This window comes from Tsukamurella pseudospumae (assembly GCF_001575195.1).
GTDB lineage: Bacteria > Actinomycetota > Actinomycetes > Mycobacteriales > Mycobacteriaceae > Tsukamurella > Tsukamurella pseudospumae.
This window is the reverse complement of record NZ_LSRF01000033.1, coordinates 147,894-174,062: the sequence shown is the minus strand read 5'-3', so window position 1 is coordinate 174,062 and position 26,169 is coordinate 147,894. Positions and strand designations below refer to the sequence as shown.

The window sequence follows — 26,169 nt, the reverse complement described above, 5'->3', positions numbered from 1 at the left end:
CGCACTTCCTTTCGCTGGGGTTCGGGTGATCACCTTACCGGCTTGCGCAGCGTCACGGTGGCGACGCCGCCGTGCGGCGCGGGCTCCGGATCGGAGACCGCGTAACCCGCGCGCTCGTACGTCCGGATGTTGCGTTCGCTGCCGGCGCCGGTGAACATGACGAACTCCTCGGTGCCCTGCGGGGCGAGGGATTCCATGAGGGCGATGAGCTCCGTGCCGAGCCCGCGGCCGGCGAGGTCCGGCGCGACCATCACGCGCCCGATGTGCCAGCGGTGATCGGCCTCCGCCCGGCCGCGGACCGCACCGATCAGCCGACCGTCGAGCCGCATGATGAAGGTCGCCCACTGGGACGCCCACTGCAGGATGTCGTCGTGCGTCTCGGTGAGCGGCGGGATGTCGAGACTGTCGTTCGCGATCGCCTCCTGCACCCAGCAGCACCGCTGCAGCACGAGCAGCTCCGCCACGTCGCTCGGCTGGAACGGGGTGATCTCGAGCCCGTCACTCACGGGGGACCTTTCGTCGGGGGGTGTCGTGGACCACACTAGTGACGGCGACGTCATCTCCGGCGGAGGGGCATCGTCGGGCCCGGGACCGGTCAGTCGCGCTTGCGCTTGCCCGAGTTGAAGATCCACGGCGAGATCGGATTGCCCTGCCACTTGGTGTTCGCCGGAACGGAGTCGCCGCGCATCACCAGAGAGGCGGGGCCGACAGTGGCACCGTCGCCGACGGACGACGCGGGCAGAGCGACGCAGTGGGGGCCGAGCGTGGCGCCCTTGCCGAGGACGACGGTGTCCATCGCCATGATCCGGTCGTGGAACAGGTGCGTCTGCACGACGCAGCCCCGCGAGACGGTGGCGGCGTCGCCGAGGGTCACCAGGTCGGCTTCGGGCAGCCAATAGGTCTCGCACCACACACCGCGGCCGATCTTCGCGCCGAGCATGCGCAGCCACAGGTTGAGGATCGGCGTGCCGGTCGCGGCGTGCGCGAACCACGGGGCGGCGACGCACTCGACGAACGCGTCGGACAGTTCGTTGCGCCAGACGAAGGACGACCACAGCGGGTGCTCTTCGCGGCCGATCCGCCCGACCACCAGCCACTTCGCCGCGGCGGCGACGCAGCACGCGATCGCGCCGGCCACCAGCAGCGTCACGCCCGAGAGCAGCGCCGCGAGCCACCAGCCCACGTTGTGCGCGAAGTAGTTCAACGCGACCAGCGTCGCCAGGCCGAGGCCGAAGCTGACGAACACCGCGAGCAGGCGCGCCGTCTCGACGGATCCACGGGCCATGCGCAGGCCGAGCGACGGGTTGTACGTGAAGGTCGAGTCGGTGTTGCCGGCGGTGCGGCGCAGGCGGACCGGAGGAGAGCCGAGCCAGGAACTGCCGCTCTTCGCCTTCGACGGGGTGGCGCTCAGCACGGCCACCAGGCCGTCCTTGGGGACGCGCCGACCCGGGCCCGTCATCCCCGAGTTGCCGAGGAAGGCGCGCTTGCCGATCTTGGCCTCATCGATGCGCATCCAGCCGCCACCGAGCTCGTAGCTGCCGACCATGGTGTCGTCGGCGAGGAAGGAACCGTCGCCGATCGTCGTGAACTTGGGGATCACCATCGCCGTGGAGATCTCGGCGTCCTTGCCCACCTTGGTGCCGAGCATGCGGAACCAGATCGGCGTCAGCAGCGAGGCGTACAGCGGGAACAGGAAGGTGCGCGCGGCGTCCATGAGCCGTTCAGTGGCCCACACCTGCCAGCCGACGCGGCTGCGGACCGCGTGGTAGCCGGGCTTCATCCCGATCGCGAGCAGCCGCACGGCGATCAGGGTGAGCAGCGCGTAGACCGTGAGCGAGATGAGGACGGCGATCGGCAGCACCGCCAGCCCGTGCAGCGCGGCCTCCTTGAGGTAGGCGTCGTCCCGGACGAACCAGCCGATCAGCGCGAGGCCCGCGGCGATCGCGACCATCGGCAGTCCGGCGAGCAGCACCGAGCTGACGCCGTAGACCCACACCCAGAAGGGCTTGCGCGGCGGGTGTTCCGCGGGCCACGGGTGCTCGGCCTTGCCGATCTTCTCCGCGGGCGAACCCGCCCAGTGCTGCTTCGCCTTGACCTTGCCGAACACCGCCGAGCCCGGACCGATCTCGGCGCGCTTGCCGACCTTCGCGCCCGGCAGCAGCGTGGACCGCGCCCCGACGGACGCCTCCTCGCCGATGCTGATCTCGCCGATGTGCAGCTCGTCGCCGTCGAGGTAGTGCCCGGCGAGGTCGACCTCCGGCTCGACGGACGCGTAGTCGCCCAACTCGAGCATGCCGGTCACGGGCGGCAGGGCGTGCAGGTCCACGCCGCGGCCGATCGTCGCGCCCAGCGCGCGGGCGTAGTAGATCATCCACGGTGCGCCGGAGAGGTTCTCGGCGCCGGACGCGGCGGTGAACCGCTCGGCGATCCACAGTCGCAGGTGCTCCGGGCCGCCGCGGCGGTAGACGCCCGGCTGAAGCCCGCCCAGCAGCAGGCGGCACGCGATCACGGACAGCGTCATCCGCCCGATCGGCGTGATGAACACCAGGAACAGCACGAGTACGGCCCACCAGTTCAGCGTGGGCAGCAGCGTCGAGCCGGTGGCCCACGCGAAGACGTTGTTCGCGATGGCCATCCAGGTGAGCCACTGCAGGCCCGTCAGGGTGGTGAGCGGGACCGACAGCACGATCTGCGCGAGCCCCGTCGACCGCGGCGTGGGCCGCACCTCGCGCGGCTCCGCGACCTCCGCGGGCCGCAGCGACTCCAGGTACGCGGCCAGGGATCCGAGCCGGGGGTGGTCGTAGAGATCGGCGACCGTGATCGACGGGTACTGCTCGCGCAGTGCCGTGACCAGTTGCGCCGCACTGAGCGACCCGCCGCCCTCGGCGAAGAAATCGGCGTCCTCGCTCGTGATCGACGCGCCGAGGATGCCGGCCCAGCGCTCCGCGACCCACGCCGCGGTGCCGGCGAGGTCGCCCGTGTCGGTGTCGTCGGAGCCGGGGAGCGGCCAGGGGAGCGCGTTGCGGTCGACCTTGCCCGAGGTGCGGGTGGGCAGCTCGTCCATCAGCGCGAGCCGCGGCACCAGCGCCGCGGGGAGCTCCTTCGACAGCAGCTCGCGGGCCGCCTTGAGATCGAAGTCGGGGTCCGTCGACGCGAGGTAGCCGACGAGCATCGACGTACCGGCCGAGTTCTTCCGCACCGCGGCGGCCGCGCCGGACACGCCCGGCAGGTTCTGTAGCGCCGTGTCGACCTCGCCGAGTTCGATGCGCCGACCGCCGACCTTCACCTGGTCGTCGGCGCGGCCCTCGAACAACAGCCCCTCGAGCTCGAGCCGCACGAGATCGCCGGAACGGTACGCGCGATCCCACCCGAGGGTCTCCATCGGCGCGTACTTCTCGGCGTCCTTGGCCGGATCGAGGTAGCGGGCCAGGCCCACACCGCCGATCACGAGCTCGCCGGATTCGCCGACCGCGACGGGCAGCCCCGTCGCCGGATCGACGACGGCCAGGTCCCAGCCCTGCAGCGGCAGGCCGATCCGGACGGGGCCCTGCCCGTCGAGCGGGGCGGCGCACGCGACGACGGTGGCCTCGGTCGGACCGTAGGTGTTCCACACCTCGCGGCCGTCGACCGCGAGCCGCTGCGCCAGCTCGGGCGGGCAGGCCTCGCCGCCGAAGATCAGCAGGCGGACGGCTTCGAGTGCCTCTGCGGGCCACATCGCGGCCAGGGTCGGCACCGTCGACACCACGGAGATGTCGCGGGAGACGAGCCAGGGCCCGAGGTCCATGCCCGAGCGCACCAGCGAGCGCGGGGCGGGGACCAGACAGGCGCCGTGGCGCCAGGCGAGCCACATCTCCTCGCAGGAGGCGTCGAAGGCCACGGACAGTCCGGCGAGCACGCGGTCGCCGGGCTTGAGGGGCTCGGCCTGCAGGAAGAGCCGTGCCTCGGCGTCGACGAAGGCCGCCGAGTTGCGGTTCGTGACGGCCACACCCTTGGGGGTGCCCGTCGAACCGGAGGTGAAGATGATCCAGGAGTCGTCGTCGGGCGTCGGCAGGCGGTTGCCGGGCTCGGCGGTGCCGGCCTCGATCGCGGCCGCCCGTTCTTTGGTCGACGGTGCGCGCCAGAGGCCGTCGCCGGTGAAGATCGCGGCGGCGACGGCCTCGCCGAAGACGAGGTCGGCGCGTTCCTGCGGGTCGTCGGCATCGACGGGGACGTAGGCGCAGCCGGCCGCGATCGTCGAGAGGATCGCGACGTAGAGCGAGCGGTGCCCGGAGGGCATGCGGATGCCGACGCGGTCGCCCGCTGCGACGCCGCTGCGTCCGAGGAAGTCGGCACCCTCGAGGACCTCCTCCCACAGCTCGGAGTAGGTGAGGACGACGTCACCGTCGTCGATCGCGGGCGCCTCGGGATGCTCGTCGACCGACGCCCTGAGGATGTCGATCAGGGTGCGGGGCTCGGGGGCGAGCGCGGAGAGCAGGTACTGCGGGGGGATCTCGTGCGGGACCACGGTGGCCGACTTCCTCCGGTTAAGAGAACGGGGACGACAGAGAGCACAGAACTTCGCGTTGATTGTGTCAGGTCACAGGAATCCTGCAGCAGGGGCTTCCGGCGCTACTATGGGCGTATTGATTACCGGCCAGTAACAAGGAGTGATCGCGATGGCCGTCGTCGCCCATCGAGGCCGCAGTGTGCGCGCGCTGATCGTGCTGTGGTTCGTGCGGATCGTGATGAAGACGCTGTTCCGGGTGTTCCCGATGAGCGACCGCACGCTGCCGATCCTGCGCGCCTTCGATCCCTATCTGAGTCGGGTGCCGAACTCGGTGCGGGGCGTGCGGATCGAGAAGGTCACCCTCGGCGGCGTGCCGACCGAGCGGATCGTCCCCGACGGTGACGCGGACCCCCACCCGCGCGCCGCGCTGATCTACTTCCACGGCGGCGCGTTCATCGGCTGCGGACTGGACACCCATCGACGCATCGCGGCGCTGCTGGCCCGTGGCCTGCGGGTGCCCGTCTACAACGTCGAGTACCGCCAATACCCCGATGGCGGCGTCGGGACGTCCGTGGCCGACGGATTCGCGGCCTACCGCGAGCTGCTGGACTCCGGTGACTTCGACAGGATCGTCGTGGCGGGCGACTCCGCCGGCGGCTTCGTCTGCGCGAAGGTCGTCGAGTACGCCGGCGAGGCCGGCATCCAGGGCCCGACGGCGTTCGCCGGGTTCTCGCCCTTCCTCGACATCAGCGCGGAGCTGCCCCGGTCGTCGCGGCACGACGCGATGCTGCCGCTCGGCAAGATCCGCAAGCTGCGGATGGTGCTCGGGCGCGGCCCGGAGCCGCTGCGTGGTCCGCAGAACATGACGACCGACGCGACCGCGCGGTACTTCCCACCCACCATCCTGTTCGCGGCGAGCCGCGAGGCCCTCGAACTGGATTCGCTGGAGCTGCACGCGTCGCTGGACCGCGCGGGCATCGAGAACGAGGTGCACCTCTACGACGCTCAGGTACACGCCTTCGTCGTGAGCGCGGGCCTGACCCCCGAGTCCTGGGCCGCGTACAAGACCGCGGTGGCCTTCCTCTCCGCGCAGCTGACCGAGGCGGAGGCGGACGGCGCGCGCAGCGACGCCGCCTGATCAGGCGCGCGAACAGAAGCGCACCGAGGGTTCTTCATCGTAAACTCCGGGTATGACTCGGCAATCGATCGTTCGCGTGCTCGCGACGGCGGCGGCCGCGGTGCTCGCGGTTCTCGGTATCGGAGTGGTGCTGCCGGGGCCGGCCGGAACCGCGTCCGCCTGCAGCTGCGGCTACGCGCCGAACGAGCCGATTCCGACTGATCTGGTCGTCGTTCGCGGCGTGGTCGAGAAGCAACAGGTGGGTTCGCGATATGTGGATCTGCAGGTGCGAGTGACCTCGATGTACGGCGCGCCGCCGGAGCGGGTCACCGTCATCCGGGCGGAGGCTGCGACCAACTCCTCGTGTGGCAGCGAGTTCCAGGACGGGCAGACGATTCGCATGGTCGTCGAGCGTGGCGGTCCGCGCTGGGAGTATCCGACGTGCGCCAACGCGGTCTTCGGCCGCTCCGACGCCCCGGACTTCACGGGAACGCCGCCCGGTCCGGGTGCCGAGGAGCACCGCTTGCCCGGCCCGCCGATGTCCTGGCTGCTCACCGCCACGCAATCGTGGTGGTCGCTTCCGGTGGTCGCGGTGCTGATCGTCGGGTTCGGCCTCGCGGTGGCGGCACTACGCCGGGTTCGTCGGGCCTGATCGGATTCGCCGGACTGATCGTGGCCGCAGCCGCCCGTCTCCGACGAGTCCGACGGTGAGGAGGACCAGACACAGCACGACGAGGTACGTGACGGCTCCGTTGGGCGACCAGGGCGGGGCGAAGATCAGATCCTGCCCGCTCGCGTACACGGCGTTGAGGAAGGGCATGTACCGCTGGGCGCTCGCGGCACCGGGGATCAGCGCGATGCCCGGCTCGACGATCTCGGCCCATCCGACGACGGTGACCATGGCCGCGATCGGGTGCCGGAGCAGGAGCGCGACGCCGATCGCGGCGCCGACGAGGAGGAACGCCGTGATGCCGCCCACCAGGACCATCCGCACACCCGTGGCGCTCGCCAATCGCACGTCGCCGTAGACACGAGGGAAGGCGAGTGGCAGCGCGGCGAGGGCGACCGCGGTCGGGCCCGCGGTCGCGGCTGCGGCGAACCCGCCGAACACCAGCCACCGGGCCCCGGCTCCGACGGCCGGGTTCGGGATCAGGAAGTGGTCCCACTCCCGGCGCGCCGAGCCCGCCGCGGCGTACGCCGCGACTGCGCAGCACGCCACCGGAGTCAGTGACAGCAGCCAGTACGCGGAATTCGTCGTCGAGACCGCTGTGACCTGGACGGACGACGCGATCCGTGAGACATGTTCCGCCAGCGCCGCGACTGCCACGGTCACCGCGGCCGGGCCCACGATCGCGAGGGTCAGCAGCGCCGCGCCCGCGCCGCGCAGCCCGCCGATACGCACGACCTCCGCGCGGGCGGCGATCGCGAGCGCCGTCACGCGGACTCGCCGATCATGCGCAGGTACGCGGCCTCGAGGGAGGCTCCGTCGGCGAAGTCCGACGGGAGGTGCTCCCCGACGATGCGCCCGCCCGCGAGCACCGCGAGCCGGTCGCCGGTGCGCAGCGCCTCGTCGAGGTGGTGCGTCGCGACGAGCACGCTCGCGCCGCGGTCGGTGAGGTCTGCGAGGACGTCGCGAAACCACAGTGCCGCGTCGATGTCGAGGCCGTTGAGGGGTTCGTCGAAGACGACGGTGCCCGCGCCGGGGAGTAGGGCCGCAGCGACCGCGACGCGCTGTCGCCAGCCCAGGGACAGGGCACCGATTCTGGTGTCGGCCGCCCCGTCGAGGCCGGCCTCGCCGAGCACGTCGTCCACGCGTGCCCGCGGGCACCCCGAACCCGCGGCGATCCAGCGCAGGTGGCGGCGCACGGTGTGCCCGGGATCGGCGGTGTCCGGGCCCAGGTGCAGGCCGATGTCGCCGCCCGGGTCGACGGTGCCGGCGCTGGGACGGACGAGGCCGGCGATGGCACGGAGCAATGTCGACTTGCCGGCACCGTTGCGTCCGAGCAGGTAGGTCACGGCACCGTCGGGGACGGCGAGCGTGACGCCCTGCAGGACCGGGCGCCGGGCGCGGTGCACCCGCAGCTCGTGGACCGAGATCATCAGGCGTTGCAGAAGATGGGCAGGCCGACGGCCTTGACGCCCTCGCACATCGAGCTCGAGGCGAGCTTCCAGTTGCCGCCCTCGCGGACGAAGTCGACCTTCATCCGGACGGTGGGGATGCCGACCGAGCTCGCTGTCAGGTTCCCGGTGACCCGATCGCCGTTGCGCGCCAGCGGGCCCGTCACCTCGCTGGAGCCGCGCGGCGCGCGGAACAGGCCCAGGGTGTAGACGGTGCGGGGCACGACGACCGAGGACATGCCGCCCTCGACGTTGGCGGCCTTGTCGGCGTCGCTGGCGGGTGTCGTGACGATGAACTGCACCAGGTCGTTCAGCTCGGCCGCGGTGGGATTCTCCGAGGTGACGCGGAATCCGGCGCCGGGGGCGGCCAGGGCGGGAGCGGCGGGCACGAGCGCGCTGAGGGCCAGGAGCGTGGCGGCGACGGTGCGCGGGCGGATGGTCGGCATCGGTTCCTCTCTTACCGGGCGACGGCCGCCCGGATAAAAAGGAGTCTGACTCATTCAAATAATTTAGGCAAGGCTCGCCTTGTGGAGATGTCGATCACACGCTGTGGGTCGCCATCGGGGCCAGGCGGACGCCGATCGCGCAGTCGCCGTGGGGATCCGGCTGCACGCGCACCACGTACTGCGAGCCGAGCGAAGGAGAGGCGATCGCCAGCGCCTGCTCGACGGCGCCGCGGACCACCCCGCGTGCGACCTCGGGGGAGCCGCTCGCCAGGCTCTGCAGCGGGCACGCGCAGATCTGCAGCGTATGCGTGCCGAACGCGCTGGTCGTGGACTCGATCTCGAAGCCGAGGGCGCGCAGGATCGCGCCCGCGACGGCCGTGGGGTCCGGCAGGCCGTCGGACGGCGCGACGACGGCGCGCGACGCGGCCCACAGTCGGCCGGCGTCGGCCGCCGCCCGCTCCCGGAGCTCGGGCGTGGGCCCGAGCTGCGCGAGGAGCAGTCCGAGGAGCTCTCCGGTGGGCGCCTGCGGGCGGGCGGCATAGGTGACGCGCGGCCGGCCGACGGTGCGCCGCTTGTCCGGGGCGGTCTCGACCAGGCCGGACTCCACCAGTTTGGTCAGGTGGAACCGGGCCGTGCTCACGTGGACGTCGAGCGCGTCGGCGACCTCCGTGGCGGTCATCGGGCCCCTCGTGCGCACGAGTGTCAGCACCCCGCCGCGTCCCGCCGACTCCATGCGCATGACCTCCCGGACTCTCTCGCCCGGGGCCCGGGCGCTCACCCCACCAGTATGAGGGTGACGTCGGCGGCGGTGACCGCGGTGAGGGAGTGTGGGACGCGCTCGTCGATCTGGACCGCCCGCCCGGGCTCGAGAGCGACCACGTCGCCGTCGATCTCGACGGTGACGGTGCCGCGTTGCCCGAGGAGCACGATCGGCCGGGGCGCGCTGTGCCCGGGCATGCTCTGGCCTGCGGCGAAGGTGATCTGGATGATGCGTGCGGCGTCGGTGCGCTGCCGCAGCTTCACATCGGGGGCGTCGCCGGCCTTCGGGGTCCCCTCGGCGAGCCCGTCGACCTCGGCCCAGCCCGCGCTCACGCCTCCGCCCGCTTCACGGCGACGATCTCGATCGCGGCCAGGTTGGCCTTGTGCCGGGTGAACACCGTGCGCATCGCCAGGATGCGCTTGCGCGCCGCGCCGTCGCGCAGGACGTTGCCCACGAACCGCAGGGTCCGCACGACGCCCTCGTCGGCGATCACGCGCCGGGGCTCGAGCAGCGCCATCGGCGCGAACCGGACGACCTCGACGTCGAAGCCCGACCGGTCGAGCGTCGCCCGCCACTCGTCCTCGGTGAGCGGCCGCGCGTTCACCTTGATCGACCGGGCGAGGGCCTTGCGGATCTCGGTCTTGGTCTCGTCCGGCAGCGTGTCGGGGTGCAGCGCGAGCTCGTGGATCGCGTAGCGGCCGCCGGGGCGGAGTACGCGGTGCGCCTCGTCGGCGATCTCCTTCTTTCCGCGCTCGGTCTGCATCGTGAGCATCGCCTCGCCGATCACCACGTCGGCGCTGGCTGCGTCGAGGCCGGTGGCCTGAGCCTCCGCGACGACGACGCGGCCGCCGCTGCCCACCGCCGCGCCTGTCCAGTCCGCCGCGGCGGGGTCGGATTCGACACCGATGTACGACGCGGGGGAGCGGCCCACGATCTCGGCGGCGGTCTTGCCCAGACCGGGAGCCAGCTCGACCACGTCGGCGCCCCGCAGGCTCGCGTCGGTGAGCAGGTCCTCGGTCATCTTCCGGCCGCCGGGCCGGAGCACCCGCTTGCCGAGGCGCGCGAGCAGCCAGTGCCCGGGCAGATCCTCGGTCCTGCGGGCGTGCAGCGGGAGTTCGTTGGTGGGTTCGGGCATCGCGCCGCCTCTCTCGGTATTTACCGGAGAGTATTGCATTAAATAGGGGAGCCTTGCCAATATCTTCTCAGCGGCGCCGGTCGATCTCGGCGACCACGGCGGTCTGCCCCCGGTTCACTGCGTGCTGCCTCGCGGTGACGCCGTCGCGGTCCGCGAGACCGGGGCGCGCGCCCGCGTCGAGCACCAGGCGGACCGTCTCGACGTGGGCGTCGTCGCCGTTGCCGAGGATCACGGCCTCCAGCAGGCAGGTCCATCCCGAGCCGTTCACGTGGTCCACGTCCACGCCGGCGGCGATGAGCAGCTTCACGTTCTCGACGTGCCCGTGCTCGCAGGCCGGGATGAGCGCAGTCCCGCGGTAGCGGTTGAGGCTGCGCACATCTGCGCCGTGCCTCAGCGTCGACGCCAGGATCTCGGTCATCCCCTCCGCGCCCGCGTACAGGTACGCGGAGTCCTGGATGTCGTCCTTGGTGTTCGGGTCCGCGCCGGCATCGAGCAGGGCCAGTGCGATCTGCGTGTGCCCGGTTTTCGTCGCGGCGACCAGCGCCGTGCGGGCGCGGGTGATCCGGACCTCGAGGTCCGCGCCGGCGGCGATGGCCGCCCGAGTCGCGGCGAGGTCGCCCGTGGTCACGGCGCTCACGAGCGCCCGGGTCGCCTCCGGGCTCGGGGCGGGGCGCACCGTCGACGACGGTGCCGCGGGTTCCGGGGTGGCGCACCCGACGAGGAGCGCCGCCGCGCAGAACAGGCCGAGTCGCTTCACGATTCGATCCCGGCGGACCGGGCGTGCAGCGCGCGCAGTTCGGCGGCGAGGGACGGCTCCGGGCCGGCGACGGGGACGCCCGGCGCGACCGCGCCGATGGGCAGCGGCGCGACGGGCGCGGGCGGCACGCCCGATTCCGCCTGCCAGCCGACCAACTGCTCGGTGCTCCCCGCGTAGACGATGCGACCGAGCCCCACCCAGGCGTGCGCGGCGCTGCACATCGCGCAGTGCTCGCCGGAGGTGTAGGTGACGGCGTCCGCGCGTTCCACGGGCGTGAGGTGCTCTGCGGCCCAGCGGGCGATCTCGAACTCGGGGTGCCGCGTGGCGTCCCCGCCGGCCACCCGGTTGCGATCCTCGAAGACGATCTCGCCGCCGTAGGTCAGCACCGAGCCGAAGGGCTCGTCGCCGTCGTCGAGGGCGGCGCGGGCGAGGTCGACGCAACGTCGCAGATGGGGGAGATCCTCTGGGAGCGGGGCAGTGTGGGACATGGCTTCGACCGTAGTCCGAGATGCCGGTCTTGACCCTCCCCTCGGGGGGAGAGCCCATACTCGACCCGTGACCACATCGGGCCTCATGTCGATCGGGATGTTCTCGCGCGCAACGTTGCTCTCCGTCAAGCAGTTGCGGCGCTACCACGAGCAGGGCGTGCTGGTGCCCGCCGCGATCGACCCAGCGACGGGGTACCGGCACTACGACGCCGCGCGGGTGCACGACGCCGCGGTGCTCACCCGGCTGCGTGACCTGGAGTTACCGCTCGTGGCCGTGGCCCGGGTGCTGGAGGCGCGCGACCCGGACATCACCCGCGAGGTCCTCACGGAGCACGAGGCGACGCTACGGGCGCGCCGCGCCGACCTGGAGCGCGCCATCGTCGCGCTGCAGGACGCGACGGCCCCGGTCGCGCACACCCCGACGCATCTCCGCGGGTTCGACGCGATCGACGTCCTGGAGATCGCTGCGGAGGTCGAGCACACGCGGCTCCCCGAGTTCCTCGACGCCGCCTACACCGAGTTGGAGGCGTGCGCGGCCGCCGCGGGCCTGACGGTGACAGGGCCCTCGCTCGCCGAGTACCCGTCGCAGGTCGGCGAGGTCGAGCACGTGTCGGCGATGATCCCCGTCTCGGGCCCCGGTTCCGTGACGGGGCGGGTGAGCAACCGGCGGCTGGGCCGCGCGCTGTGCGCCGTCGCCGTGCACCACGGTTCGTACGAGCGGTTCGACGAGACCTACGGCCAGCTCGGCGCCTGGGTCGCCCGCAACGCGACCGACGCGCGCGGGGCGATCATCGAGCGCTACCTCGTGGACCCCTGCGCCGCCGCGGACCCCGCGGACCTGCGCACCGAGATCTGGTGGCCGGTCCTGGCCACCGCGACGAAGGAGAAATGACATGGCCCTGACCGTGCAGATGATCAACCTCGACTGTGCCGATGTCGCCGGGCAGGCGGCGTTCTGGTCGCAGGCGCTCGGAGTGCCCGTGGACGAGAACGACGGCAACGCCTTCATGCGCACCGTCGGATATCAGAATCCCGTGCTGCCGCGGATGATGTTCCTCGCGGTGCCCGAGGGCAAGACGGTCAAGAACCGCATGCACCTGGACCTGCACGCCGACGACCGGGCCGCCGAGGTCGCCCGGGTCCTGGCGCTGGGCGCGACTCACCTGCGCGACCACGACGAGTGGGGCGTGCAGTGGACCGTGCTGACGGATCCGGAGGGCAACGAATTCTGCATCGCCCAGGGGTGATTCAGTGCGCGTCGGTGAGCCGCCATGCCGCTGCGGAGTCCTGAGCGCGCCAGAACCGCGCGAACGGTCCGTCGGCGGCGAGCAACTCGTCCGGTGTTCCGGACTCGACGATCCGTCCGTCGTCGAGCACGATCACGCGGTCGGCCCGCCGGATCCCCGCCCGACGGTGCGCCACGATCACCCGGGTCCGGGCGGTCGCGTCCGCGGACAGCGCGTCGACGACAGCGCGTTCGTTGACGTTGTCGAGCGCGCTCGTCGCCTCGTCGATGAGCAGGATCGGGGCGGGCTTGAGCAAAGCGCGGGCGATGCTCACCCGCTGGCGTTCGCCGCCCGACAGCGCGCTCCCGGCCTCGCCGACGCGCGCGTCGAGGCCGCCGGGGATCCGTTCGACCAGCTCGTCGACGCGGGCGAGCGCCGTGGCCGCCGCGACGCGCTCCGGCGATGCCTCGGGGTCACCGGCACGGACGTTCTCGGCGACGGTGCCCGCCACCAGATGGGGTTGTTGGAAGACCACGCTGGTGAGCGCCCGACGTGAGGTGAGATCGAGGTCCGCGACATCGGCACCGTCGACCAGGATCCGGCCGGACACCGGTTCGAACAGTCCGGCGAGGAGGCCGAGGATCGTGCTCTTGCCCGAGCCTGAAGCCCCGATGATCGCGGTGGTCGAGCCCGCCTCGAGCACGAGGTCCAGGTCGCTGAGCACCGGGTGCTCGGGATCGTCGTAATGGAAGGTGACACCTCGGAACTCGATGCGGGGCGCACCGTCGATCGTGCGGGTCGCGGCGCCCGACGGTGCGATGGGACCGTCCAGTACCGCCTTGATCCGGCGCATGGTCAGGCGGGTCGTCTCCAGGCCACCCGAGAGGAGGCCCAGCGTGGTGAAGGGCTCGAGGTAGCGCACCGCCACCACGATGAGGGCGACGGCCGCGGGTGCGGTGAGATCGCCGCGCAGGGTGAGAGCGGCGGTGGTGCCCGCGAGAGCGAAGAGCGCGATCTGCCCGGCGATGCCGAAGACGATCTGCCCGGGTACCTGGAGGAGGAGCAGCCGCATGGTCGCGCCGTGCTGGCGGAGCAGCGCCTCGCCGGCGAGGCTGCGCTCCGGTTCGACCCGACGGGAGACACGCAGCGCCTGTTGGGTCCGCGCGAACTCGACGACCCGCTCGCCGAGCAGCGCGTTCGCCTCGTCGGCGACATGGTCGGCCCGACGGCTGATCGCGCCGCCCGCCCACAGTGCGCCGAGCAGCAGCGGCACTCCGGCCAGGGCGACCAGGCCGAGTTGCCATGCGATCGGGAACAGCGCCAGGCCGATCGCGACGGGCAGGAGCAGTGCCGTGAGCAGCGGTAGCACCAGGTAGATGACGAGGCCGACCAGATCGGGTCCGGTCGCCGCGATCGCCTGTCGGGCCGTGGCGACGTTGTCCGTGCCGAACCAGGTGAGGCGGATCCGCGAGAGGCGTTCGGCGACGGCGTGTTGCGCGCTGTTCAGTGTGTCGAAGCCGAGCTCGTAGGCGGCGCGCGAGGTCGCGGCGTCGATGATCCAGCCGAGGACGGCGGCCGCGGTGAGCGCGCCGAGCCACCCGAGGGCATCGGAGTTCCGGCCCTCGAAGAGGGCCGTGAGCAGCGGGATCAGCAGCACCACCCCGGCGGCACGAGCGGCGACCGAGACGATCGCGAGCACCAGGAAGCGCACCACGAGCGGACGGCGGTCGCGGGGGAGGAGGGCGAGCAGTGTGCGGATCATCGGGTCTCTCCCATCGACGGTGCCGCGGGTCGCGCCGCGTCCCAGAGCGAGCGGTAGGCGCCGCCCGCGGCGAGCAGATCGTCGTGCGTGCCGCTCTCGACGATCCGGCCCCCGTCGAGCACGACGATCGCGTCGGCGTCGACGACGGTGTGCAGGCGGTGCGCGATGACGAGCACCGTGCGGCCCGCGGCGAGTCGGCTCAGCGACTCCTGTACGAGGTACTCGGATTCGGGGTCGGCGAACGCCGTCGCCTCGTCGAGTACGAGGACCGGGGCGTCGGCGAGGATCGCCCGGGCGATCGTGAGGCGTTGTCGCTCACCGCCGGACAGCGCGGGATCCCGTCCGAGCGGGGTGTCGTAGCCCTGGGGCATGCGCAGGATCCGCTCGTGGATGTTCGCCGCGCGGGCCGCCTCCTCGATGCGCTGCTGCGTGGCGTCGGGAACCGCCAACGCGATGTTCTCGGCGACCGTTCCCACCACGAGCTGGGTCTGCTGCAGCACGAATCCGAGGCGGGCGTACAGCTCGTCGGCCGGCATGGTCGCGATGTCGCGGCCGCCGACGGTGATCGTGCCGGCGTCGACGTCGTGGAACCGGGCGAGCAGAGCAGCGAGCGTCGACTTGCCCGAGCCCGAGGGCCCGACCAGCGCGGTCACCGTGCCCGGCGCCAGACTCATCGAGATGTCGTGCAGCACCGGCACGTCCGGTCGGTATCCGAAGGTCACGCCCCGGACCTCCACCGCGCCGGGCGCGGCCGTCACGGCACCGTCGTCCGACGGTGCGCGGGTCGCCAGCTCCGGCTCGTCGAGGACCGTCTGCAGGTCGCGGGCCGCGATCATGCCCGCACGCAGCCCGCTGAGGCCGTAGCCGATCCCCAGCAGGCGGACCCCGAAGGTCGCGCCGAGGAGCAGGAAGGGCAGCAGGTCGACGGGCCGGGTCCAGCCCTGGATGACGAAGAGTGTTCCGGCGGTGGCGATCACCCACAGGAACGTGGTCGGCCGCGTCACGATGTCCATGACGGTCTTGGTGCGCACGAAGGGGCGCTGCCAGCCGGAGAGGAAATCGATGTAGCCGTCCAGGTTCCGCTGGAAGCCGGAGGCGAGCACGCCGCCGAACACCCGGATCACGGGTTGTGCGTCGAGGTAGGCGCCGGCCTCGCCGCCCATCCTGTCGACCCAGGCCTGATGCTGCGGGATCTGCGCCGACGAAGCGATCACCATGCGGTACATGGTGATCACGTACCCGAGGACCGGCAGGAGGAGGAACAGGGCGATGCCCCAGTCCACCGTGAACAGGTAGACCAGCACGGCGATGGGCGCGACGACCGCCGAGACGGCGTCGAGCGTCGCGTGCGTGACGAGGTAGTGCAGGGCGAGCGTGTTGTCCTGGATCAGCGTCTTGACACCGCCGGAGCTCCGCGCGGAGAACCAACCCAGCGGCAGCCGCGCCAACTTGCCGAGCAGGCTGCCGCGCAGGTCCCGCGAGAAGCGCGCGTCGACGGCGTGCAGCCACAGCATGAGTGCCGATTCGAGGAGAGTGCCGACGCCCAGCAGCACGATCGCCAGCACGCCGACCGACCACAGGTCCGACGCGGGTGCGCCGTCCAACAGTCGGCGGCCCAGCTCGATGAGCAGCAGGTAGGGCGCGAACTGCAGCAGCGTCACGACGGCCTGCGCCGCCCCGGCCAGGATCAGCGTGCGCTTGAGCGGTGCGAGCAGTCGTCCCGCGCCGGCCGCGCGCCAGCGGCCCTGCGGGGGAGTGGTTTTCGACGGTGCCCCGCGCTCCGGCTCAGGACGGGCGGCGGCACCGTCGGCCCCGGTGGCCGGCGCCGGCATCCCGGGCCCGGGGGCGGCGCCGTCGGGCCCGGCCGGTGATGCCGTGCCGTCGGGCACGGCGGGTGCTGCGGCACCGTCGGACTCGGGAGTCTCGGGGGCGCGCTCCTTGCCCATGGCCTTGCCCTGCGACCAGTAGGCGAGGGCGTGCGTCTCGGAGCGCGGGAAGCCGAACTCCTTGAGTCGCGCGCGAATGAGCTTGAGCGAGTTCTGCTCCGGTCCCGCCCACGCGTACCAGTTCGACCAGTCGCGCGCCTCGAGGGCGTCGGCGAGCGAGTGCGTTCCCGCGCGGTGCACCCAGTGCACCCGGAGCCGGGGGTGCGCGCCCAACGGCAGCTCGCGGTCGGCGGGCTCGTGCTCCTCCAGATAGACCTCGACGGGGATCTCGGGCGGCATCGCGGCGATGATCGTGTTGATGGCGGGAACCGATGCCGAGTCGCCGATCAGCAGGTAGCCGGCGGGCGGATTCTCCTCCGGGATCTCGAGCGGTACCGAGCTCATGTAGTTCACGGCCAGCTCGTCGCCGGGCTGCGCGGCGCGCGCCCAGTTCGACGCGGGGCCCGCCGGCTCGTGCAGCACGAAGTCGAGGGCGAACCGGCCGGAGGCGGCGTCGACCTCGGAGAAGGTGTACGCGCGCTGGAACTCCTTGCCCGAGTCGTCGGGGAACCAGCAGCGGATCCAGGACGTGGGTCCGTCCGAGACGACGTCGAAGAGCGTGTCGGAGTGGAACCGGATCCGGATGCAGTGCGCGGTGCGCTGCTCCTTGTCCACCACCGTGATCGCGTAGTCCTGCGCGCCGAACGCCCGCATGACCGCCCCACTGAACCCGCGTGCCATCTCGCCGCCCTCCCGCCACGCGCCCGGGCGCGGGTGCGTCGGGGCGTCGAGGCCATCGGCTAGAGGTTAGCCTAAGCTCGGTTCTTCGTCGACGGCTCAGGCCGCCTGATCGGCGAACTGGGTGCGGTAGAGCTCCGCGTACCGCCCGCCCTGCGCGAGCAGGGTCTCGTGCGTTCCCCGTTCGACGATGCGCCCGGCCTCCAGCACCAGGATCTCGTCGGCGGCGCGGATCGTGGACAACCGGTGCGCGATCACCAGCGATGTCCGGTCGGCCAGGGCCTCGCCGAGCGCCGCCTGTACCGCCGCCTCCGAGGTCGAATCGAGGTGCGCGGTGGCCTCGTCGAGGATCACGACCGAGGGCTGCGCGAGGAGCAGGCGCGCGATGGTCAGCCGCTGCCGCTCGCCCCCGGAGAGTCGGTAGCCCCGCTCACCGACGACGGTGTCGAGCCCGTCGGGCAGGTGCTCGACGAGGTCGTCGAGCCGGGCGCGGCGGAGCGCGTCGTGGACCTCGGCGTCGGACGCGTCCGGGTTCGCGAGCAGCAGGTTCGCTCGGATGCTGTCGTGGAACAGGTGCCCGTCCTGCGTCACGAGGCCGACGGTGCCGTGCAGGCTCCGGGCGGTGATGTCGCGCAGGTCGGTGCCGTTCAGCGTGATCGCCCCGCGATCCGGGTCGTACAGCCGGGTCGCGAGCTGCGCGATCGTCGACTTGCCGGCGCCCGAGCTGCCCACCAGCGCGACCATGGAACCCGGTGCGGCTGTGAAGGACACGTCGTGCAGCACCGTCTCGCCGCCGCGGGTGTCCAGCTGCGCGACCTCCTCCAGTGAGGCGAGCGAGACCTTGTCGGCCGACGGGTACGCGAAGTCGACGTTCTCGAAGCGCAGTCGGGTGGGGCCCTTGCCGACGGTGTGCGCATCCGGGGCGTCGCGGACCATGGGTTCGAGGTCGAGCACCTCGAAGACGCGCTCGAAGGAGACCAGAGCGGTCATCACTTCGACCCGGGCGTTGGCGAGCGCGGTGAGCGGAACGTACAGACGGGTGAGGAGCAGTGCGAGCGCGACCACGGCGCCGGCCTGCAGCTCGCCGCGGAGGGCGTAGAAGCCGCCGAGGCCGTAGACGAGGGCCAGCGCGAGGGAGCTGACCAGCGTCAGCATGGTCACGAAGGTCATCCGAGCCATCGCGGTGCGGACGCCGATGTCGCGGACGGCCGCGGCACGCCAGGCGAACTCGTGCGATTCGATCTCGGGCCGGCCGTACAGCTTGACGAGGGTGGCGCCGGGCGCGGAGAAGCGCTCGGTCATCTGGTCGCTCATGGACGCGTTGTGCCGGGCCGCGCGCCGCGACATGGCCGCGATCCGCACGCCCATGCTGCGCGACGGGACGATGAACACCGGCAGGAGCACGAGCGCGAGGAGCGTGATCTGCCACGAGATGCTGAGCATGACGCCGAGCGTCAGCGCGAGCGTGACGATGTTGGTGACGACGCCGGCCAGGGTGTCCGAGAATGCGCGTTGCGCGCCCAGCACGTCGTTGTTGAGCCGGCTCACCAGGGCGCCGGTGCGGGTGCGGGTGAAGAAGGCCACGGGCATCGTCTGGACGTGGTCGAAGACGGCGGTCCGCAGCTGGTAGATCAGGCCCTCCCCGATGCGGCTCGAGAACCAGCGGGAGAGCAGGTCCACGCCGGCACCCACGAGGGCGATCACCGCGATGAGGATCGCGAGCTCGACGACGGTGCTGGTCGGTCCGCCGCCCACGATCCGGTCGACGACCTTGCCCGCGAGCAGCGGCGTCGCCACCGCCAGGAGCGCCGAGACGATCGAGAGAAGGAGGAACCACGTGAGCCGCCAGCGGTGCGGTCGGGCGAACGGGCCCATCCGCCGCAATGTCTCGCTCGGACGCCTCGACGGTGCATCGAGCGACCGGTTCCCCTGATACAGCGTGCTCCACGCGACCGATTCCATGCTCATGCATGCAAGGCTAGGACCTCAAGTTACCTTCATGTCCACCCCTTTTCGCTCCCCGCGAAACCGGCCGGGCCGACGCGGCGCTGAACGAGGCGGCAGACACCCTTGCTCCCCGTAGATATCCCCGGTCGCGGCGGGTATCCGCGGGGCGTCCGGGGATATCTGCGGGGGGCGGTGGACTGTGCTGCGGCAAGGAGTGCCCTTGACATCCTGGGACGAATACATGAGTCTCAGTAATCGCATTAGTCACAATATTCACATCTGTCTCGCAGTCGACCGTCAGGAGAGACCATGCCCGTGTGGATCGACGGAGGCCCCCGTCGCTCTCCGCGTGCCCTGGCGACCCGCGCGGCGCTGGTCGCGGTAGCGCCCGCACTGCTCATCGGCGGGGCGCTAGTCGGATCGGGCGAACTGCCTGCGACCACGCTGGTCGACGGGCCCAACGACACCGCACCGGGTGGCGCCGGCGGCCACGGCCGCGGTATGAGCCAGCTGGGCGCGCTCACGTACGCCAAGCAGGGCTGGAACGCCGAGCAGATCCTGGCCAAGTACTACCCCGGCACCACGCTCGGGCGGGTCAACACGGGCCTGCCGATCACCGTCCGGCTGACCAACCAGAGTCGACTCGACGTCGTCGCCCCCGCGGGCGGCATGATCGCGGGGAAGTCCCTGGCCCCCGGCCAGGCGGTCAGCATCAGCGGGACCACGGCGACGGTGCGCTCGGGCTGCGGCGGGCAGGTGCTCGGGACGCTCGAGGTGCCCGACGCCACCGTCAGCCCGTTGACGAACGACCAGTCCCTCGCCCCGAACCAGGTGCTGCGGTTCTGCGGCAGCAACGCCGGCTACCGGGGGCGGCTCACGGCCCGGCCCGATGGCGTGATCAACGTCGTCGGCATCGAGGACTACGTGCGCAGCGTGGTTCCGGTCGAGAACTCGCCGGGCTGGGCGGATCAGGGCGGTACCGCCGCGCTGCAGGCCCAGGCCATCGCCGCCCGGTCCTACGCCCTCGTGCGCGGCGCCGCGCGGGGCGAGGAGTTCGACGACACGCAGGGCTCGCAGGTGTACGGCGGGATCGACAAGGAGGATCCGCGCACCGACGCCGCCGTGTCCAGCACGAGCGGTCTGGTCATGGCCCAGAACGGCCGCGTCTACGAGACCGAGTACGGCGCCTCCCGTGCGGACGATCCGGCGGTCGACCCCGTCCGGTGATCCGGGGCGGAACCGTCGCGGTCGGCACCGTCGGGCTCCGGTACCGATCGTCGTCAGGCGTGTGCCCCGAGCGCCGTGGACGCGGGGACCGTTCCCAGTAGGCTGAACCGTATGGCGAAGTTGCAGCTCGGGTACAAGGCATCGGCGGAGCAGTTCGGGCCCCGCGAGTTGGTGGAGATCGCGGTCGCGGCGGAGGCCGCGGGCATGGACTCGGTCGCGGTGAGCGACCACTTCCAGCCGTGGCGGGTGAACGGCGGGCACGCCCCGTTCTCCCTGGCGTGGATGGCGGCGGTGGGCGAGCGCACCGAGCGCGTGAAGATCGGTACCTCGGTGATGACCCCGACCTTCCGGTACAACCCCGCGGTGATCGCGCAGGCCTTCGCGAGCATGGCGTGCATGTACCCGGACCGCATCTTCCTGGGCGCGGGAACCGGCGAGGCGCTCAACGAGTACGCCACCGGTTTCCAGGGCGAGTGGCCCGAGTTCAAGGAGCGGTTCGCGCGGCTGCGCGAGTCCGTCCGCCTCATGCGCGAACTGTGGTCGGGTGAGATCACGAACTTCGAGGGCGAGTACTACCACACCAAGGACGCCGTCCTCTTCGACATTCCGGAGCGCCCCGTGCCGGTCTACATCGCCGCGGGCGGACCTGTCGTGGCCAAGTACGCGGGCCGCGTGGGCGACGGCATGATCTGCACCTCCGGCAAGGGCATGGAGCTCTACACCGACAAGCTCATCCCCGCCGCTCAGGAGGGGGCGGGCCTCGGGGGGCGCGACTTCGGCGCGCTCGACAAGATGATCGAGATCAAGATCAGCTACGACCCGGATCCCGAACTGGCGCTGGAGAACACGCGCTTCTGGGCGCCGCTCTCGCTCACTGCGGAGCAGAAGCACTCGGTGAACTCGAGCGCCGAGATGGAGCGCCTCGCCGACGAGCTGCCGATCGAGCAGGTCGCCAAGCGCTGGATCGTCTCCTCGGATCCCGACGAGGCCGTGGCCGCCGTCAAGCAGTACGTGGATGCGGGCCTGAACCACCTCGTGTTCCACGCCCCCGGCCACGACCAGCGGCGGTTCCTGACCAACTTCCAGCGCGATCTCGAGCCCCGCCTGCGCGCGCTCGGCTGACCCTCGGCTGGAAGAGTGGAGCTCATGGCCGCGGATCGAGCACCGAAGACGACCAGTATCTACATCGCCTCTCCGGAGGGCGATACGGGCAAGTCCACCATCGCGCTCGGCGCGATGAACCTGCTCACGTCCACCGGCTGGACGATCGGGGTGTTCCGGCCGATCCCGCGGTCCACCGGCGACCAGCGCGACTACATCCTGGAACTGCTCATCGAGCAGGCGACCGCCGAACTCGACTACGACGAGTGCATCGGAGTGAGTTACGAGCAGGTGCACGAGGACCCGGACGCGGCGATCGCCGAGATCGTGAGCCGTTTCCACGCCGTCGCCGACAAGTGCGACTTCGTGCTGGTCCTCGGCTCCGACTACACCGATGTCACCACGCCGACCGAGCTGTCCTTCAACGCCCGGATCGCCGCGAACCTCGGAGCGTCGATCCTGCTGGCGGTCAAGGCCCTGGACCGCACGCCCGAGCAGGTCGTCTCGGTGGCGGAGCAGTGCATGGCCGAGATCCGTGCCAACCACGCGCACACGGCCGCGATCATCGCCAACCGGTGCGCGCCGGAACAGCGCGAGGCGGTCTGCGAGGCGCTCAAGGCCGACACCGGGCTGCCCGTCTGGGCGCTGCCGGAGGAGCCCGTGCTCACCGCGCCCACCATCGGCGAGCTCATGGACGCGATGGACGGCAAACTGCTGTGGGGCGACCCGGAGCTGCTCTCCCGCGAGGCGATGTCGGTGCTGGTCGCAGGTATGACGGCCGAGCACAGCCTCGAACGGGTCACCGAGGGCGTCGCCGTCATCGCCGCGGGTGATCGCTCCGAGGTGTTGCTCGCGATGGTCACCGCGCACCGCGCCGCAGGCTTCCCGTCGCTGGCCGGGATCATCCTCAACGGCGGATACATGCCGCACCCGGTGACCGCCGCGCTGGTCGACGGGCTCGCGCCCAACGTGCCGATCATCTCCGTCGAGCACGGTACGTACGAGACCGCCCGGCTGGCCGCGAAGACCCGCGGGCGCGTCGGTCCCGGCTCGGAGCGCAAGGTGGACCTCGCGATCGCGCTCACCGAGAAGCACGTGGTCTCGGAGGCTCTGCTCGAGGCGCTGCAGGTGTCGAACCCGGGCGTCGTGACCCCGCAGATGTTCGAGTACAACCTCATCGCCCGGGCGCGCGCCGACCGCAAGCGCATCGTGCTGCCCGAGGGCGGCGACGATCGCATCCTGCGGGCGGCCGGCCGACTGCTGCAACGCGAGGTGGCCGATCTGACCATCCTCGGCCAGGAGTCCCGGGTGCGGGCCCGGGCCGCGGAACTCGGCGTCGACCTCGGGGACACCGACGTGATCGACCCGAAGCGTGCGACCGACCTCGTCGACAAGTTCGCCCAGGCCTACTACGAGCTGCGCAAGCACAAGGGCATGACGCTGGAGCGCGCCGCCGAGGCCGTGGTGGACGTGAGCTACTTCGGCACGATGATGGTCCATCTCGGCATGGCGGACGGCATGGTCTCCGGTGCGGCGCACACCACGGCGCACACCATCCGCCCCTCGTTCGAGATCATCAAGACCCAGCCCGGCGTGTCGACGGTGTCGTCCATCTTCCTGATGTGCCTGGCCGACAAGGTGCTCGCCTACGGCGACTGTGCGGTGGTGCCGGACCCGACGGAGACGCAGCTGGCGGACATCGCCATCTCGTCGGCGCAGACCGCCGCGCAGTTCGACATCGACCCGCGGGTCGCGATGCTCTCCTACTCGACGGGCGAATCCGGTACGGGCGCCGATGTGGACAAGGTGCGCGCAGCCACCGCGCTGGTCCGTGAGCGCTCTCCGGAACTGTTGGTGGAGGGCCCGATCCAGTACGACGCCGCCGTCGATCCCGGCGTGGCGGCGTCGAAGATGCCCGACTCCCCGGTGGCCGGTCAGGCGACGGTGCTCGTCTTCCCCGACCTCAACACCGGCAACAACACCTACAAAGCGGTGCAACGCTCGGCGGGCGCCATCGCGATCGGCCCTGTGCTGCAGGGCCTCAACGCGCCGATCAACGACCTCTCCCGCGGGGCGCTGGTCGAGGACATCGTCAACACCGTGGCGATCACCGCGATCCAGGCGCAGGCCTTCGCCCAGGAGTGGAGCGGGCACGGGGCGACGGCCGAGCCGGCCGCAGGAAAGGGACAGTCATGAACGCGGTCGCGGGAGCGGTCCTGGTCCTCAACTCGGGCTCGTCGTCGCTGAAGTATCAGCTGCTGCACCCGGATTCGGGTGAGGTGGTGCACGGCGGCATCGTCGAGCGGATCGGCGAGGCCGAGGTGCCCGATCACAAGGCCGCGCTGCGCCTGGTGTTCGACGAGTTCGCCGCGCGCGGACTGGACCTGACCGACGGTGCGGGGAGCCCGGAGGGGCTCGTCGCCGTCGGGCACCGAGTGGTGCACGGCGGTCGCAGTTTCCACTCGCCCACCGTGATCGATGATCACGTACTGGCGGAGATCCGCCGGCTCAGTTCGCTGGCGCCGCTGCACAACCCGGCGAACGCGCAGGGCATCGAGGTCGCCCGAGAGCTGCTGCCGGGGGTCAAGCAGGTGGCCGTGTTCGACACGGCCTTCTTCTTCGACCTGCCCGCCGCGGCAGCGACCTACGCGATCGACCGCGAGCTCGCGGAGGAGCACGCGTTGCGGCGCTACGGCTTCCACGGGACCTCGCACGAGTACGTCTCGCAGCGGGCGGTGGCGTTCCTCGGCCGGCCGACCGCCGAGGTGAGCCAGATCGTGCTGCACCTGGGCAACGGCGCCTCGGCCTCCGCCGTCCGCGGGGGCCGCGCCGTCGACACGTCGATGGGACTCACCCCGCTCGAGGGCCTCGTCATGGGCACTCGGTCCGGCGACATCGACCCGGGTCTCGTGTTGCACCTGGGGCGATCCCTCGGGATGGGCATCGACGAGATCGACGCCCTCCTCAACCGCCGGTCGGGCCTGAAGGGGATCGCGGGCGAGAACGACTTCCGCGCGCTGAGCGCCCTCATCGCGCAGGGCGACGAGCACGCGAAGCTGGCCTACGACGTGTACATCCATCGACTGCGGCGGTACATCGGCGCGTACCTGGTCGACCTCGGCGGGGCCGACGCGATCAGCTTCACGGCCGGCGTCGGCGAGAACGCCGCGCAGGTCCGGGCCGACGCCCTCGCCGGGCTGGAGGGATTCGGCATCGTCGTCGACCCCGAACGGAACGCCGGCCGGATCTCCGAACCCACCCGGATCTCGCCCGACGACGCCCCCGTCGCCGTGCTCGTGATCCCGACCAACGAGGAGCTCGCGATCGCGCGCGAAGCAGCGGCGCTCTGATGCCCCTCGGGCGCCCGGCGAGGATCGAGGACGACGGCGGCGACTTCGGATCGCCGCTCCTCGGCACGCGCACGGAGGGCGCCCGGCAACGGCGGCTGCGAACCGTCCTGCTGCTCAGTGGAGCCACGACCATCGCGACGATCGTCGGCGCCGGCTACGCGACCATGCTCATCATGGTGGGGCTGCCCGAGCCCTCGGTGCTGCGGCCGGAGCTGCGCGTCGTCAACGCGGTGGGGGTGCCCTCCTACGTGCTCGCCGGCGTCCTGGTGGGATTCGGGTACGCGACGTTCACGGTCCACCGCGCCCTGCACTGGTCGGGGCTGGACGTTCCGCCGACCGAGCGGGAGGCGCGGCGCACATTGGCCCTGCCGCAGCGGATCTATCTGTTCGAGCTGTTCAGCTGGTTCCTGGCCGCGGCGCTGTTCGGCCTGATGTACGGCTCGCGGGATGTGCAACTGGTGCCGAAGGTGGTCCTGGTGCTCGCCGGCGTGGGCCTGTTGACCGCCGGCGTGTGCAAGGTGCTGGCCGAGTTCAGCCTCCGGCCGGTGACGGCGATCGTGCTCCAGACCTACCGTCCGACACCGAGACATCAGACCCTGCAGGCGCGCTCGCTCGGCCTGTGGTTCCTCGGCTCGGGCCTGCCGACCGCCGGGGTCCTGATGATCGCGCTGTTCGCCCTCGCCGGCCCGGAGGGGATGACGGTGCGGGGCATGGCCGTCAGCATCTGCGCGGTCGCGGGCGGCGGCATCCTCTCGGGCGTCGTCCTCAATCTCCTCGGGGTGACGCGGGTGTCCTCGCCGGTCCGCAGCGTGATCGCTGCGATGCGGCGTGTGTCCGAGGGGCGGTACGACACCGAGGTCGTGGTCTACGACGGAACCTCACTCGGCGACCTGCAGTCCGGCTTCAACGCCATGGCGGACGGGTTGCGGGAGCGGGAGCGGGTGCGCGACCTCTACGCCCGGCAGGTGGGCGAGCAGGTGGCCCGCGCGAGCATCGAGCGCGACCCCGAGCTCGGCGGCGTGGAGCAGACCGTGGCGGTGATCTTCATCGACCTCGTGGGGTCGACCGCGCTCGCCGCGGAGCGCCCCGCAGCCGAGGTGGTCGACATCCTGAACCGCTTCTGCAGCGTCGTCGTGGCCGAGGTCAACAGTCGTGGCGGTCTGGTGAACAAGTTCGAGGGCGACGCCGTGCTCGCGATCTTCGGCGCGCCCGCCGCCCTGTCGGACCCGGCCGGCGCGGCGCTGTCCGCGTCGCGCGCCATGATGCGGCGCCTCGCCCGCGAGGTGCCCGAGGTGCGGGCCGGCTGCGGCGTCACCTACGGCACCGTCGTCGCCGGGTACGTGGGCGCGGCGGACCGCTTCGAGTACACGGTGATCGGCGATCCGGTCAACGAGGCCGCACGGCTCTCTACCTACGCCAAGGCCGACCCGACGGTGCCGTGGGCCTCCGGTTCGGCGTTCGACGCGGCCGAGCCCGCGGAGCGGCGCCGGTGGCGCGAGGGCCCGACCGAGGTGCTCCGGGGCCGTTCGCATCCGACGTGGATGTTCCTCGCCCGACGGTGACCGCGCCCCGCCCGGGAGGTCGGC

22 protein-coding genes are annotated in these 26,169 nt (G+C 71.6%); 9 read left to right on the top strand and 13 right to left on the bottom strand.

The window, feature by feature from the left end:
- Positions 1-29: 29 nt before the first annotated feature.
- Positions 30-506, bottom strand: a complete 477-nt coding sequence (locus AXK60_RS11325; RefSeq protein WP_139057895.1) for a GNAT family N-acetyltransferase — start codon at positions 504-506, stop codon at positions 30-32.
- 89 nt (positions 507-595) lie between these two features.
- Complete coding sequence (locus AXK60_RS11320; protein ID WP_068571225.1) at positions 596-4,504, bottom strand: Pls/PosA family non-ribosomal peptide synthetase; 3,909 nt, start codon at positions 4,502-4,504, stop codon at positions 596-598.
- Positions 4,505-4,655: 151 nt separating this feature from the next.
- Between AXK60_RS11320 and AXK60_RS11315 the strand changes: the two genes are divergently transcribed.
- Together AXK60_RS11315 and AXK60_RS11310 are read left to right on the top strand one after the other, a co-directional pair.
- Positions 4,656-5,624 carry an alpha/beta hydrolase gene (locus AXK60_RS11315; RefSeq protein ID WP_068571504.1) on the top strand — a complete coding sequence of 323 codons (969 nt, stop codon included), beginning with the start codon at positions 4,656-4,658 and terminating at the stop codon, positions 5,622-5,624.
- A gap of 52 nt (positions 5,625-5,676) precedes the next feature.
- Complete coding sequence (locus AXK60_RS11310) at positions 5,677-6,255, top strand: hypothetical protein (RefSeq protein WP_068571224.1); 579 nt, start codon at positions 5,677-5,679, stop codon at positions 6,253-6,255.
- On the opposite strand, the gene AXK60_RS11305 is transcribed toward AXK60_RS11310, so the two are convergent.
- The 8 genes from AXK60_RS11305 to AXK60_RS26405 form a co-directional block, all read right to left on the bottom strand.
- Complete coding sequence (locus tag AXK60_RS11305) at positions 6,232-7,041, bottom strand: hypothetical protein (RefSeq protein WP_068571223.1); 810 nt, start codon at positions 7,039-7,041, stop codon at positions 6,232-6,234. The two genes, AXK60_RS11310 and AXK60_RS11305, sit on opposite strands and share 24 nt — an antisense overlap.
- The gene (locus AXK60_RS11300; RefSeq protein WP_068571222.1) at positions 7,038-7,703 is read right to left on the bottom strand and encodes an ABC transporter ATP-binding protein; all 666 of its coding nucleotides are present in this window, start codon (positions 7,701-7,703) and stop codon (positions 7,038-7,040) included. Before AXK60_RS11300 ends, AXK60_RS11305 begins: the two co-directional genes overlap by 4 nt.
- Positions 7,703-8,167, bottom strand: a complete 465-nt coding sequence (locus AXK60_RS11295) for an MTB12 C-terminal domain-containing protein (protein ID WP_068571221.1) — start codon at positions 8,165-8,167, stop codon at positions 7,703-7,705. Before AXK60_RS11295 ends, AXK60_RS11300 begins: the two co-directional genes overlap by 1 nt.
- A gap of 94 nt (positions 8,168-8,261) precedes the next feature.
- Complete coding sequence (locus AXK60_RS11290; protein ID WP_068571220.1) at positions 8,262-8,900, bottom strand: helix-turn-helix transcriptional regulator; 639 nt, start codon at positions 8,898-8,900, stop codon at positions 8,262-8,264.
- Between the two features lie 41 nt (positions 8,901-8,941).
- Complete coding sequence (locus AXK60_RS11285) at positions 8,942-9,259, bottom strand: cupin domain-containing protein (RefSeq protein ID WP_068571219.1); 318 nt, start codon at positions 9,257-9,259, stop codon at positions 8,942-8,944.
- The gene (locus AXK60_RS11280) at positions 9,256-10,062 is read right to left on the bottom strand and encodes a class I SAM-dependent methyltransferase (RefSeq protein WP_068571218.1); all 807 of its coding nucleotides are present in this window, start codon (positions 10,060-10,062) and stop codon (positions 9,256-9,258) included. Before AXK60_RS11280 ends, AXK60_RS11285 begins: the two co-directional genes overlap by 4 nt.
- 67 nt (positions 10,063-10,129) lie before the next feature.
- Positions 10,130-10,819, bottom strand: coding sequence for an ankyrin repeat domain-containing protein (locus tag AXK60_RS26410; protein ID WP_231855494.1), 690 nt, complete (start codon positions 10,817-10,819; stop codon positions 10,130-10,132).
- Complete coding sequence (locus AXK60_RS26405) at positions 10,816-11,307, bottom strand: nucleoside deaminase (protein WP_068571217.1); 492 nt, start codon at positions 11,305-11,307, stop codon at positions 10,816-10,818. The genes AXK60_RS26410 and AXK60_RS26405 overlap by 4 nt, the downstream gene beginning before the upstream one ends.
- A gap of 67 nt (positions 11,308-11,374) precedes the next feature.
- Here AXK60_RS26405 and AXK60_RS11265 point away from each other — a divergent pair, with 67 nt between their 5' ends.
- Together AXK60_RS11265 and AXK60_RS11260 are read left to right on the top strand one after the other, a co-directional pair.
- Complete coding sequence (locus AXK60_RS11265; RefSeq protein ID WP_175399999.1) at positions 11,375-12,199, top strand: MerR family transcriptional regulator; 825 nt, start codon at positions 11,375-11,377, stop codon at positions 12,197-12,199.
- A 1-nt stretch (position 12,200) separates the two neighbouring features.
- Positions 12,201-12,554: a VOC family protein gene (locus AXK60_RS11260; protein WP_068571215.1), complete on the top strand. Its 354-nt coding sequence runs from the start codon at positions 12,201-12,203 to the stop codon at positions 12,552-12,554.
- A 1-nt stretch (position 12,555) separates the two neighbouring features.
- Here the strand turns inward: AXK60_RS11260 and AXK60_RS11255 are convergent, their stop codons facing one another.
- From AXK60_RS11255 to AXK60_RS11245, 3 genes are all read right to left on the bottom strand, one after another.
- On the bottom strand, positions 12,556-14,295 hold the full coding sequence (locus AXK60_RS11255; protein WP_068571214.1) for an ABC transporter ATP-binding protein: 1,740 nt from the start codon (positions 14,293-14,295) through the stop codon (positions 12,556-12,558).
- Complete coding sequence (locus AXK60_RS11250) at positions 14,292-16,961, bottom strand: ABC transporter ATP-binding protein/permease (RefSeq protein WP_068571213.1); 2,670 nt, start codon at positions 16,959-16,961, stop codon at positions 14,292-14,294. The genes AXK60_RS11255 and AXK60_RS11250 overlap by 4 nt, the downstream gene beginning before the upstream one ends.
- Positions 16,962-17,057: 96 nt before the next feature.
- Positions 17,058-18,926 (bottom strand): ABC transporter ATP-binding protein, encoded by a 1,869-nt coding sequence (locus AXK60_RS11245; protein ID WP_068571212.1) that lies wholly within the window; start codon positions 18,924-18,926, stop codon positions 17,058-17,060.
- A gap of 288 nt (positions 18,927-19,214) precedes the next feature.
- On the opposite strand from AXK60_RS11245, the gene AXK60_RS11240 reads away from it, so the two are divergent.
- From AXK60_RS11240 to AXK60_RS11220, 5 genes are all read left to right on the top strand, one after another.
- The gene (locus tag AXK60_RS11240) at positions 19,215-20,132 is read left to right on the top strand and encodes a SpoIID/LytB domain-containing protein (protein WP_068571211.1); all 918 of its coding nucleotides are present in this window, start codon (positions 19,215-19,217) and stop codon (positions 20,130-20,132) included.
- Between the two features lie 111 nt (positions 20,133-20,243).
- The gene (gene fgd / locus AXK60_RS11235; RefSeq protein ID WP_068571210.1) at positions 20,244-21,254 is read left to right on the top strand and encodes a glucose-6-phosphate dehydrogenase (coenzyme-F420); all 1,011 of its coding nucleotides are present in this window, start codon (positions 20,244-20,246) and stop codon (positions 21,252-21,254) included.
- Positions 21,255-21,278: 24 nt separating this feature from the next.
- Positions 21,279-23,429: a phosphate acetyltransferase gene (pta, locus tag AXK60_RS11230; RefSeq protein WP_068571502.1), complete on the top strand. Its 2,151-nt coding sequence runs from the start codon at positions 21,279-21,281 to the stop codon at positions 23,427-23,429.
- Positions 23,426-24,583 carry an acetate kinase gene (locus AXK60_RS11225; RefSeq protein ID WP_068571209.1) on the top strand — a complete coding sequence of 386 codons (1,158 nt, stop codon included), beginning with the start codon at positions 23,426-23,428 and terminating at the stop codon, positions 24,581-24,583. Before pta ends, AXK60_RS11225 begins: the two co-directional genes overlap by 4 nt.
- The gene (locus AXK60_RS11220) at positions 24,583-26,145 is read left to right on the top strand and encodes an adenylate/guanylate cyclase domain-containing protein (protein ID WP_068571208.1); all 1,563 of its coding nucleotides are present in this window, start codon (positions 24,583-24,585) and stop codon (positions 26,143-26,145) included. The genes AXK60_RS11225 and AXK60_RS11220 overlap by 1 nt, the downstream gene beginning before the upstream one ends.
- Positions 26,146-26,169 lie beyond the last annotated feature (24 nt).